10 protein-coding genes are annotated in these 12,741 nt (G+C 44.0%); all 10 read left to right on the forward strand.

The window, feature by feature from the left end; all coding sequences use genetic code 11:
* Window positions 1-62: 62 nt before the first annotated feature.
* Window positions 63-1,193 carry an SIR2 family protein gene (locus tag BQ2674_RS02780; RefSeq protein ID WP_075572339.1) on the forward strand — a complete coding sequence of 377 codons (1,131 nt, stop codon included), beginning with the start codon at window positions 63-65 and terminating at the stop codon, window positions 1,191-1,193.
* On the forward strand, window positions 1,183-3,048 hold the full coding sequence (locus BQ2674_RS02785) for an ATP-binding protein (protein ID WP_075572340.1): 1,866 nt from the start codon (window positions 1,183-1,185) through the stop codon (window positions 3,046-3,048). The genes BQ2674_RS02780 and BQ2674_RS02785 overlap by 11 nt, the downstream gene beginning before the upstream one ends.
* A 1,603-nt stretch (window positions 3,049-4,651) precedes the next feature.
* Window positions 4,652-4,840 carry a hypothetical protein gene (locus BQ2674_RS02795; protein ID WP_075572342.1) on the forward strand — a complete coding sequence of 63 codons (189 nt, stop codon included), beginning with the start codon at window positions 4,652-4,654 and terminating at the stop codon, window positions 4,838-4,840.
* Between the two features lie 26 nt (window positions 4,841-4,866).
* Window positions 4,867-6,213: a Trk system potassium transporter TrkA gene (gene trkA, locus BQ2674_RS02800; protein WP_075572343.1), complete on the forward strand. Its 1,347-nt coding sequence runs from the start codon at window positions 4,867-4,869 to the stop codon at window positions 6,211-6,213.
* Between the two features lie 3 nt (window positions 6,214-6,216).
* Complete coding sequence (locus BQ2674_RS02805) at window positions 6,217-7,647, forward strand: potassium transporter TrkG (RefSeq protein WP_075572344.1); 1,431 nt, start codon at window positions 6,217-6,219, stop codon at window positions 7,645-7,647.
* 12 nt (window positions 7,648-7,659) lie between these two features.
* A complete protein-coding gene (locus BQ2674_RS02810) occupies window positions 7,660-9,114 on the forward strand; it encodes a TrkH family potassium uptake protein (RefSeq protein WP_075572345.1) in 1,455 nt (484 codons plus the stop codon).
* A gap of 25 nt (window positions 9,115-9,139) precedes the next feature.
* Window positions 9,140-10,591, forward strand: a complete 1,452-nt coding sequence (locus BQ2674_RS02815) for a TrkH family potassium uptake protein (RefSeq protein ID WP_075572346.1) — start codon at window positions 9,140-9,142, stop codon at window positions 10,589-10,591.
* A gap of 26 nt (window positions 10,592-10,617) precedes the next feature.
* Window positions 10,618-11,634, forward strand: a complete 1,017-nt coding sequence (locus tag BQ2674_RS02820; RefSeq protein ID WP_075572347.1) for a DUF4178 domain-containing protein — start codon at window positions 10,618-10,620, stop codon at window positions 11,632-11,634.
* A 77-nt stretch (window positions 11,635-11,711) separates the two neighbouring features.
* Window positions 11,712-12,143: a DUF350 domain-containing protein gene (locus tag BQ2674_RS02825; RefSeq protein ID WP_075572348.1), complete on the forward strand. Its 432-nt coding sequence runs from the start codon at window positions 11,712-11,714 to the stop codon at window positions 12,141-12,143.
* Between the two features lie 13 nt (window positions 12,144-12,156).
* On the forward strand, window positions 12,157-12,741 hold the full coding sequence (locus BQ2674_RS02830) for an arginase family protein (RefSeq protein WP_075572349.1): 585 nt from the start codon (window positions 12,157-12,159) through the stop codon (window positions 12,739-12,741).

Consider the following 12,741-nt stretch of genomic DNA (forward strand, 5'->3'; position numbering starts at 1 on the left):
ACAGCTGAAACTGACGGTGCCTAAAAGTGAAAAATATATAAAAAGAATTGGGGGTAAGGGCTATGGAACCAGAAGAATTAGATAAATTAGTAAGAGGGAAAAATATTAATTTTTTAATAGGCGCTGGTGCTAGTGTACCAATGTACCCTTCATTGAGTTTCGGTAAAAATTATCCTACATTTGAGGATATTGCTAGTCATACACAAATTTCAAAACAAGCGAAAATTTTCATGTACATTTATTACTTTATGAAATGGATAGAACCAATGGGTGTGAATAAAAAGGTTTTCCAAAGTAGTTGCTCTGATAATGAAGTTTTTGTAAATTATAAAAGATTAATTAAATGCTTTTATAATTATTTGCAATGTGAGAGTAATGAGACTCCTAAAAGGATAAATATTTTTACAACAAATTATGACTTACTTTTTGAACGAACTTTTGATGATTTTTTGTTTGAAAATCCATTAATATATTTCAATGACGGTTCCAGGGGTGTTTTTACTAAATATGTTAGTAATAAAAATTTTTACCTAAATGTTACACATAGTGGATATAATGATAATTATAAGAGAGAAGTGCCTACGGTGAACCTTTTTAAATTACATGGGTCACTTTCGTGGAAATTATTTAATGACAAAATTTTAGTTAATGAGAATAATAGTGTAATTTGCAAAATAAAAGATGCTACAAAAAAATTGAAGATAAAGCTTGAACAAGTAAACAGTAGTATTGAACATAGTAAGCAGAAAGATGTCAATTTATTTGTAACATCATTAAATGAGAGTGTCAGTAAACTTCATTTGAATAATGACTTATTGGACGACTTTTATGATACTTATTCACAATTACCAATTATTAACCCAAATAAATACAAATTTTTTAAAACTGTTTCTGAGCAATATTATTATCAATTAATAAGGTCATTTAGTTATGAGTTGGAGAGAAAACAGGCTATATTGATTGTGTTTGGATTTTCATTTGCTGACGAGCATTTAAGAGATATATTCGAAAGATCTTTGCTCAATCCAGAATTGCAAGTAATATTGATTTCTTACTCTAAAGAAGGTCAAGATGCCTTGAAAAAGTTGTTTGGAGGTTATAAAAACATTAAATTTCTACCTGAAAGCTTCGATGATACTATTGGTGATTTTAATTACTTATTATCTTTATTAGGTGATTGCAATGAAGAATAATTATGTGGTTGGAAATGTTGTATCAGTTGATGGAATGAAAGTAAATATACTCATGAATGAGCATTCGAATTTAGAATCCTTTCATTATGATGGAGCAATGTATGATGGGATTTCTATTGGTAGTTATATAGGTATAATTCGAGGTTCAAATAAAATTATAGGAAGAGTTGAAAAAGAGTTTTTAGAAGACAAGAGTAATGAACCATTGGCACATGAATTTTTTAGAGATAGATTTGAAAGACATTTAGAAGTTAGTTTGATTGGTAACATTTATAAGTCAAATTTTGAATTTGGGATAAAAAGATTCCCTATGATTTTTAACGAAGTCGTTTTATTAACAGACGACGAAATAAGATGTGTTTTACAGAAAGATTCGTCTATCTCTAAATATAGGATTTTGATTGGCAAAAGTGTTTCTAATGGTATTCCTGTTGAATTGGCTTGGGATAATTTATTTAATACGCATATGGGAATATTTGGAAATACAGGAAGTGGTAAATCAAATACATTAACAAAATTATATACTGAATTATTCAGTCATGAAAATCATGAAATTTTAGTCGATTTTAATAATAATAGTAAATTTGTTATTATTGATTTTAATGGTGAGTATATACAGCCAGGTGTGCTACGTGATAACAAGAAATGTTTAAATCTATCAACTAGAAATAATGATGGCGATAAATTGCCGTTAACACCAAGAGTTTTTTGGGATATTGAAACGCTTTCGATTCTATATTCAGCAACTGAAAAAACACAACGTCCATTTTTAGCTAGAGCAGTTAAATATTTTGTTGATGAAGGTAGTTTTGATATTACTGCTGATAAAATAGTAGATGGATTGAGTTCTGCTTTTTATAATATTTTCAAACAAAATAATAATAAAGAAATGCTAAATTTACTGCATAAATCGTTGGATATAATACACTTTGACATGAGCCAAAAATATAGCGACGATGAGCAAAATTCAATTGATATAAGCTGGCTTAATTCTTTGTGGCATTCACAAAATGATACTTATTACGTAGATGGAACTTATATAAGTAGCATAGATGATTCTACCAAAAGAAATAAAAGACGGGAGTTTGAAAAAATACTTAAAAGAAATGAATTTATAAAGAATATTGAGCGTCTAACTGTAACAGAAAAATTAAAAATAACGGTTAACTCTTATCTGATTTTTTGTTTAGCATATGGTAAAGTGAATTTTGAACACATAAATCCTTTAATACAAAGAATCGAAGCAAGATCAAGTTTTATTGAAAAAACAATTTGTTTATCATCAGATTCCAATGAATGGGACTTGTTGAATGTAATTTCTTTTAGGCGTTGTAACTCAGAGGCAAAGAAAATGATTCCTCTTTTAATTGCAAAACAATTGTATGAGGAACATAAAGAAAAAATAACTGGAGAAAATGAAATAACATCTACGATTCACTTAATAATAGATGAAGCACACAATATTTTATCGGCTCAATCGACTAGGGAAAAGGAGTCTTGGAAAGACTATAGATTAGAAGTTTTTGAAGAAATTATTAAGGAAGGTAGAAAATTTGGCTTTTTTATAACTTTATCTAGTCAGCGACCGTATGATATTTCGCCAACTATCATTTCTCAATTACATAATTACTTTATACATAGACTGGTTAATGAACAGGATTTAAGAATGATTGCAAATACTGTAAACTTTCTTGACCCTATTTCAAGAAGTCAAATACCCAATCTTGCGCCAGGTCAATGTATAATAACAGGGACCAGTTTTGAAATGCCGTTACTTGTTCAAGTGTCAAAGTTAGATAAGGAAAAATCACCTTCAAGTGAAAATGCTGACTTAGTGAAATTATGGATAGGATAGCGTATAGTATTTTTAGTAAAATTGTCTCAGCAAAATTATTAATTACCATTTTATTGATGATATCATAAAATAGTTTTTATAAAAATTTTTCATCTCCTTCGCACTACCAACTTGCTGCTATTTAACCGCTCCTGTTCTGATAAACTGGAGTTCATCTGTACCCAAAAGTTGCTGATAATATACTAAAGAAAAATTATGATTATGATTCTATGCCTATATACTACTAGAAAATGGGAAGAACGAGTCCATTTAATCCGGGAGAAGAATTTAAGAGAGTGTTAAAAGCGCGACAAATAGCATTTTGGCGTTATTATGCGGTAAGCGCGAGGATAAGTGTGGCCTTCGCAGCTGGTTTTTAGGTTATTACTCTAGATTCAGTTACAAAGGAGCGACATGGCAAACCGTTTGCAGAGTCTTATATATAATTTTGCGACTATATCGATAAGCATCATCTTATTAGGTGGATATTTTATTATTTTTAAAAATACAGATATTCCGTCATTAGGAATTGGGTATTTCCTAATAATTTTAGGTATTTTATTAATCATTATTAGTGTGGCATCATTTTATTACTATAAGCAAAACGGCGAAAAAATAATATTATGCGCATCTGAAGTGGAACCAATAAACACCAGTTGGTGGTTTGCTTATTTAGTACGGATACCTTTTTTGTATAGTTTTTATCGCTTCGATTATTAGTCTATGCAGTATATTCATGTTGTCGCCAGATAGTCCTCATCCTATTTTGAAATTATTAGGATTTCACTTTTATCGAATAAAAAGTCGGGTAGGTTGCGGAGGATATCTTCTAATTACTAAGCGAAAGACTATAAGAAATATAAGATCAATAAAATGTATACATCGTTTTTCTGAATATTGTTTAATTGATGCGGATTTATAGGAGGATAGGATTAATGTTTGATAACTCTAGTGTCTTGTTATGCTGAATGAAGGCAGTGTAAGCAAGTTGACAGTCGATGAGGCGTCAAGACAACTGATCTGTCGGAAATTTGAATTAGGTATAAATGAAATGCACGAAGGAAAGCGGGAGATTATATTCTCTGGAACCTACAAGCCAAATACTGACGAATTTTGTTGTATCCAGAATTTGGCATTGTCTGATGAAATTAAAGCTGCAGTTCGTGATCCTTTTAGCGTTGAATTTTATTCGCCAGTGGACAATAATTAGAGAATATTAAAACAATATTTTCGGGTGAAGTAAATGAAGCATCAGACACTGAAAACTTTACGATTGCATTTCAAAAATTAAAAAAGAACAGTATTTTAGGCCCAGTTGGATTAATCTATTTTATTCATCCGATACATTTAAAAAACATGATAAAATAGGACTCAGTATTTCTGATAATATTGATTGCTTTTTTTGAGTTAGATAGTTTAAAATTTCAATCCTTTTATTATGTACGCCAAATATTCGAATTAAATAATTACTATAGATTAGCTACAAATAATGAAGTACAAGAATTTGCAAAAATGGTAAGTTGCTTATTACAGATGAAGTGAGCTTTTTTTAATGGTTAATTCTGTTATAAGGCGAGCAATTGTGTGTATAAATGATTCAAAAATATTAGGAGAGTATGGCGTTATGGTAATACATCAGCGCGCTAAAAGCTTAGGTTGTAATATAGAAATTAAAGACGGTAAGTTAGTCTTGACAGACACTAAAGATGAATTAAAATTCTTCCTGAAAATATTGGATGATGAAGCTTTTAAAGGGTATTTTACAGATGATATTTATGTTACCAATTCAAGGAGTGCTTTTAATAGTAATTAAGAATAGCAATTAAAGGGGGCTAAATTGTGCGGATTGTGGTTATAGGGGCAGGGAAGCTCGGATACAGTGTGGCCGAGCTCTTGTCGAATGAGCAGATGGATGTGGTTGTCGTCGATAATGACGAAGAGCGGTTGGAGACGGTGAAGAACACGCTCGACGTGCTGACGTTGTGCGCCAACGGGGCCAGTCCCGTCACGATGAGCGATACGGATATTTTCGGCGCCGACATGCTCGTTGCCACGACGAACAGTGACGAAACGAATATTATTGCCTGCATTTTGGCGAAAAAACATAAGATTACGTATACGGCCGCGCGCATTCGGGATCTCGAATTTTTATCCGAAGCGAGAGGGTATTTGAAGGAAAATTTCGATATTGACCTCATGATTAACCCCGAGTATATTACGGCCCGCGAAATAAACCGTATTCTCATGACGCCGGCAGCTCTCAACGTGGAAGATTTTGCTCAGGGGCGGGTGCGTCTTTTTGAAACGAAGATACGTGAAGCATCGCCTCTTGCCAATGTTCCCCTTAAGGATTTGCAGCTTCCGCAAGACGTGCTGGCAGGACTTATTTTCCGCGACCGCCGCATGATCATTCCTCACGGCGACGATCGGCTGTTGCCGCGGGACAACGCTTTTTTTGTCGGCGCATCCGCTGAAATCGAAAAATTCAGCAAGCAGTTTGCCGGTACGGGCTCGGCCGTACCCGAACGAGTTCTCATTATCGGCGCGGGCCGAACGGGACGGGCTTTGGCACGCAGACTGGATAAGCAGGATGTGAAAGTTAAGGTCATCGAAAAGGATGCCGAACGGAGCCGCCGTATTGCGGAACTTCTCGATTCGGGCATCGCCATCTGCGGCGACGGTACGGATATCGACCTCCTCACACAGGAAGGCGTAGGTGAGGCGGACGTCGTCGTTTGCCTGACGGACGATGACAGGCTCAACCTTATGCTCGCCCTTTTGGCCAAGCATTTGGGCGCCGCCCGAACCATCGTTCGAGTAGCGCGCATTGAATACGTGGAACTCATGGAAAAGGTCGGTGTCGACATCGTTCTTTCGTCGCGCCTTTTGGCGGCAGGGGATATCCTCGCCTTTGCCCGCCGCGGCGGCGTCGTCTCCGTCGCCATTCTCGAAGGCGCTAAGGCGGAGGCGGTGGAGGTCATCGTCCAAGCCGGCTCGTATGTGGAAGGAAAAAAGCTCATGGACATGGATTTGCCCAAGGAATGTCTCATTTGTGCTTACGTGCGCGGTGACGAGGCTTTTGTGCCGACGGGCCAATCGGTCCTGCAGGCCGGAGACAGGGCCATCCTCTTTATCCGCATGGATTATGCGAAAAAAGTGATGAAGTACTTTACGGGAAAGGCGTAGGCTATGAAGGGCGCATTTATTTTTTTCGGCATGAGCCGTATGCTCAGCTTTATAGGCGTATTACTTCTCGTACCTCTCGCCGTTTCCGTATATTCAGGTGACGGTACGGCCTCGGCCTTTTGGCCGTCCCTCATTACGACGGCTGCAGGTGCCGCTCTTTTTCAGGTTGGCGGCCGGACGCGAAAACGGCAAATGCCTCTCACCGAGGGGACGGCGCTTCTTTTTTTTGCGTGGTTTGTTCTCGCCCTTGTAGGTGCCATACCCTTTGTCTGTGCCGGCATTCTCGTACCTGCAGACGCTTTCACGGAGGGGATGGCGGCCTTTACGACAAACGGCACTTTCATGTCCATAGAGCAGGTGCCGGCGGCATTTCGCATCTGGCATATCCTTATGGAGTGGGCAGGGGCACTTATTTTTATCAGCTTTTTTGTGACTGTCGTGCCGCAGGTGAGCAATGTTTTTTCCTTCGGCCTGTCCGGCAACAATCCCTTTGTCTTTACGACAGGACTGACGCGTATGTTTTCCTTTGTGAAAGCCGTATCGATTATTTACGTCTTTCTTACGATATTGTCCTGTATTGCTTACACGGCGGCAGGGCTGTCTTTTGATACGGCTGTACTGCAGGCCATGACGACCGTGTCTACCGGCGGCACGTCTCTCGTGCCCCTTGTAAGTCCGGGTCTCGTCGCGGCGGCTATGATAGGCATGTTTCTCAGCAGCTGTAATTTCCTTCTCTTATACCGTATTCTGAGAGAGAGGAGTATACGGGCTTTTCGCTTCAATACGGAAATTCGTGTCTTTGCGGTCCTCGTCATCGGTGCGACCTTTCTCGTGGCGATGAATATCCGCGACGGCGGGCTCTACCCCTGGAGCGACAGCCTGCGCACGGCATTATTTCACGTTCTTTCCTTTGTGAGCACGACGGGCTTTACGGGCCCTGAAGCGGTAACGTTTCCCGAATTTGACAGACTTCTCCTTTTTCTTCTCGTCTTTGTCGGCGGATGTGTCGGCTCCGTGACGGGAGGCATGCGGGTTCTGCGCTTTCTCATCCTCTTAAAGATGACGGGAAGAGAACTTCTTAGAACCTTGCATCCGCAAATGGTCGTCAATGTAAAGGCCAATAACATGTCCGTACCTCTGCCGGTCATCAGCCGTGTCCTGAATGTATTCTTTCTTTTTACGGTGATGTTTTTCTTTTCCGCTCTCGTCCTTTCCTTGGCGGGTCTTACACCTCTTCAGGCTTTGGGACTTGCCGGGGCGGGCCTTACGGGAACGTCCGCGGCGGCAGCTCTCTTTGAAACGGCGGAGCTTACGGCATTGCCGGTCTGGGCGAAATTGTACTATAGTTTTACGATGGCCTTGGGGCGCATGGAAATCGTCGCCTTTTTCATTGTCCTCCAGACGGGTACTCATTTCTTGCGGCGCCGCTGGTAGGAGATTACAAGTATGAACGGAAAAATAGTTGCCTATCTTCTGGGACGTCTGTGCTTGGCCTGCAGTGCGTCCTTGCTCCTGCCCTTGGCGGCAGCGCTCCTGTACAGAGAGGGAGATATCGGCGCCTTTGTGACGGCTGCCGCAGCTGCCGCTGCCACAGGGCTGCTACTGACGGGAAGCGGCGTAAGACCGAATGATTCTCTGACTATCCGTGAAGGGCTGGCGATTACGACACTCGGCTGGGTAACGGTCACCTTTCTCGGCATGATTCCTTATGCGGCCGGCGGCTACACCGGTGTTCTCGACGGTATTGTGGAGACCGTCTCAGGTCTCTCCGGTACGGGAGCAACGGTTATTGACGATGTGGAAATATTGCCGCAAAGCCTGCTCCTTTGGCGGTCTTTGACGCACTGGCTCGGCGGTTTGGGCATCATCGTCATCTTCATCGCCCTTTTTCCGCGCTTCGGCAGAGGAGCGGTCCGTCTCTTCAATACGGAGAGCACGGGCCCTGTCAATACGAAGCTCCTGCCGCAGATTAAAGAGACGGCGCGGGCCTTATTTTACGTGTACGTTCTCTTTACGGCGGCCTGTACACTTGCCTTATACGCCTGCGGTCTCGATTTTCTTTCGGCTTTGAATCACGCCTTTTCGACTATCGCGACGGGAGGTTTTTCTCCCTTTAACGACAGTGCGGCTCACTTCAGGAGTCCCCTCATCGAAGGGATCCTGGCCTTTTTTATGATTATATCGAGCGCCAATTTCGGCATGTATGTGGCTGCCCGCAAGAGAGGCATGCGCGTTATCTTGAAAGACACGGAATTTCGCTTCTACGTGGGCCTTGTCTTCGGTGCGGCCCTGCTCATAACGGCAAACCTCGTCCTTTCGTCGGGTTGGGACGGCATCTTCGCCTTTCGCGAGGCTTTTTTTCAAGCCGTGTCCATGTCGTCATCGACGGGCTTCGTGTCATATGACTTTGACCGCTGGCCCGCTTTTTCCAAGTGTATACTCTTATTTCTCATGTTTCTCGGCGGCTGTGCCGGTTCGACGGCGGGGGGATTAAAGGTGACGCGGCTCATGCTTCTCTTTAAGGCGGCTCATCGTATTTTGCGGAAAACCGTCTATCCTCGCGAAATCATTGCGGTCCGTTCGAACGGAATGGAATTTACGGAGGACACTTTAAACGGCGTGGTTCGCTTTTTCTTCGTCTATGTCATGCTCGACGTCCTTTGGGCGGTCCTCTTCGTCTGGGACGGCGTGCCCGTCTTCGATGCCATAGGCGTCAGTATTTCCGCCATGGGCAACTGCGGACCGTCCTTCGGTATGTTCGGGCCTACGTGCACGTACGCGGCTTTGCCGCCTTTCAGTAAAATCGTTGCAGCCCTTGCCATGCTCACGGGACGGCTCGAATCGTTTTGCGTCCTCGTCCTCTTCGTGCCCGCATTTTGGCGGCGAGGACAAGGATGGTAATTTTCGGCTCCGGTCGGAGGAATTCATGAATTTCAGAATCGTCAGCTTGTTTTTAGGAAGAATTTCATTGGCCGAAATGGTCGTCCTGCTCGTACCCCTTTGCTTTGCCGTCGGCAGCGGTGACGGCAGCGCTTATATTTTTATTGCCGCCATGGTGGCCTGCTTCGGTGCGGGAGCCGTCTTTCTTTCAGGCGGCGAAGCGCGGCAGCAGAAGCTGACTATTCGTGAAGGTATCGCCATTACGGGCTTAGGCTGGCTGTTGGCGACACTGCTCGGCATGATCCCTTATGTGGCAGGCGGATATTTGGGTGCCGTTGACGGTCTCTTCGAGAGCATTTCCGGATTTACCGGTACGGGCGCGACGGTCATTCGCGACCTGGAGAGCTTCCCGCAGAGCCTGCTTTTATGGCGCAGCATGACGCATTGGCTCGGCGGTTTGGGTATCGTCGTCATTTTTATCGCTCTTTTGCCCGAGTCGGGGCAGAGTTCGTCGTACATTTATAATGCCGAGGCGGCAGGACCCACGAAGGAGCGTGTTTTGCCGCGCCTTCACGACATGACGAAGGTTCTCTTTGAAATTTATTCGGCCTTTACGGTGCTCGCCTTTTTTATTTTTCTCCTCTGCGGCATGGATGTTGTGAGCTCGCTCAATCACGCTTTGTCCACCGTGTCGGCAGGCGGTTTTTCCACATATAATGAAAGTGCCGCCCACTTCGACAGCGTCGCCGTCGAAGGATGGATGACCTTTTTCATGGTTCTTGCAGGCGGTAATTTCGGCTTATATTACCGCGTCTATCACAAGGGGGTTTCCGTGTTGCGGAACAATACGGAATTTAAAGCCTATATAGCTGTCCTCGTGGCGGCGACGGCCGCGATTTTGGCAAACCTCATGTACGAAAGCGGCCTTTCTCCGTGGGAAGCACTGCGGTACGCTGGTTTTCAGGCCGTTTCCATTGCGACGACGGGTTTTGTGTCCGCCGACTATGACCGGTGGCCCGCCTTTTCAAAATTAATTTTACTGGGACTTATGGTCTGCGGCGGTTGTGCCGGGTCTACGGCGGCGGGGCTCAAGATTTCCCGCGCGGTCATCCTCGTGCGTTCCGTTTATGCCAATGTGACTCATTTCCTGCATCCGAAGCAGGTTTTGGACGTACGCATGAACGGCTACACACTGCCGGAAAGCACGATTTTCCGTGTCGGGCAGTACTTTTTCATGTATTTGTTGTGCATCGCCCTGTGGGCTTTGCTCCTCACTTATGACGGCATCGATGTTTTTGATGCCTTGGGCATCAGTATTTCCACCATGGGCTGCATCGGTCCGGCCTTCGGTATTACAGGTGCCACGTGCACGTACGCGGAACTGTCGCACTTTTCGAAGACCGTTCTCTGTTTTTCCATGCTCGTCGGCAGGCTGGAAATCTTCACGGTCCTCGTCATGCTCAGACCGAGCTTGTGGAAGAGCAGGAATATGTGGTAAAAATGAAGCAGTAAAGGAGGTGCACTGTGGAATTTGATTGCTGGACGGGATTACGCATTGAAGGGAAACCGTATATTATTGTTGAAAAAATCCGCTACCGTGATCCGGTGCGGCAGCGCCATAACACCGGAAAATATTGGTTTGAATACGGCCTTAAGCCTCATTTGGAGGACATGACGGAAATAAAGGGGCAAAAAGAGAAGGCGAAGGCACGATACTACTTGACCGTCGACGACAATGAGAACTCCTGTATTTTTTCCGCAGAGGATACGCGTAAGACGCAGCCCGGAGACTACAGCTTTCTCGAAGGCGGACTGGAAATGGTAGACGGCGTCTGGGGTGATACGGAAGCGTCCGTCAATGACACGGCACAGTACGTGCAGTACTGCAGTCCCGATAAGAAGAAGCTGTTTTTTATTGATAAATGGGATGGCGGTATGACATACAGCTCTGTCGGTTATTTTATCAATAAAGAGGATATCGTAGTTGACGAGAGCCTGTCTATGTCGGTTGCCGGAAGGCTGACGTTTTTGGCAACGGGCAAAAAGAGGTTCTCTTACCTGTTTGCTTTAATTGGAATCTTCTTTGCCGGCTGGATGGTTCTTGATATCGATTTTTCCGTGTTTACAAATTGGCGTGAGTTTAAATCCGTCGTCGGATTTGATTATAACTTAACGGAGAAGCTTGACGATGCGCCTTATGAAGTGGCAGCCGTTTCATCGGAACCTAAGGAACTGGAAGCTCATACGGATGCGGGGACGGTGGCACTGGATATAATAGAGCGCGCCGACGGAAAAGGGATTACAACGGCACTGGATATTATTCAGGATGAGACCGTTTCGTACGTTTTGCTGGACAGGCAGGAGGCCCTGCTTATTAAAAACAACGTGCCGGGACGGGCAAAGATCCGTGTCTTTGATCATGATAGGGGAAGCAAATATCTTGAGAATACTTCCTACCGTATTAATAAGCATGTTTTGTCACGGTATCTGTCGAACGTTCTTACGGGCAATACGGGGGGACGCTCGCAGGTCATTAAGTAAACAGTCCCTATGCCGGGGATCAACTGCAATCAGGCGCATACGGGATATATCCGGCGAGGGTAAGAGGAGAGGTTATTATGATTGATTTTTCCATATTGGCATTGACCATATTTTATGCTTTATTCGGCGTTTTGCTGATGATTATCTCCAATATCATTATCGACTTTTTTATTCCCGGTAATTTCCCGGAAGAAATTAAGCGCGGCAATCGTGCCGTAGCCTGGCTCTCGGCAGGCTCATTCATCGGCATCGGTACCATTATCCGCGCTGTTATCAGTACACCCGTGTATGACGCGTCGTCTCTCGATTTTATCAGCGGCGTCACGGCGACGGGTGTGTACACCTTGCTCGGAATTCTTGCTTTTATAACGGGTTTCTTTATTATTAACGTATGGCATCGTAACTATGAACTTCCGCAGGAAATTATGCGCGGCAATACAGCGGCAGGTATTTATATATTCGGCGTCTATATCGGCTTGGCACTGGTTATTGGCGGTGCTGTTCACTAAGGAGTGCATGTAGATGGAGAATTTGGGCCGAAAAGCGGCTGTTCTGGCGGCTGTTTGTGTGGCTGTAGTCGCGGTGGGAACGGGCTACTGCTATAGAAATGATATCTTGTATGAAATCAATGAACGGATCATGCCTGACCGAAATGCCGGTGAAGTGCGCCTTAAAGATGACTATGGGAACCGGTACAGCCTGATTAATCATGGAGACGGAACGGAATCGGCACTGTATGATAACGATAGGGCCGTCACCTTTACACGTACGAATGAAGGGTCGTTGGTTTGGCAGTACGGGTCGGCAAGTTTACTGGCACCGATTGCGGCAAATTATTTTGCCTTTTACGGTATGAAATACCCGGGCGGTGTCATGGATGTTGCGACCATGACGTTGCGGCCCGATGCGCCGTTGACCGCATTGGATGAGGCCGATACGGGAGAGAAGAACTCAGCCGTGCACAGAGGTTCACACACGTATACAGGTATTGGGCGCAGCCGCAGCCGTGACTATGATAGAAAGAGCCGTAAAGCGGACGGAGTGACGCGTAAATCCGGTTTCGGCTCTGCCGGCGCACGGTCTCACGGGAGCGGTCATGGCGGTTGA

The organism is Megasphaera coli, assembly GCF_900095855.1.
Lineage (GTDB): Bacteria > Bacillota > Negativicutes > Veillonellales > Megasphaeraceae > Megasphaera > Megasphaera massiliensis_A.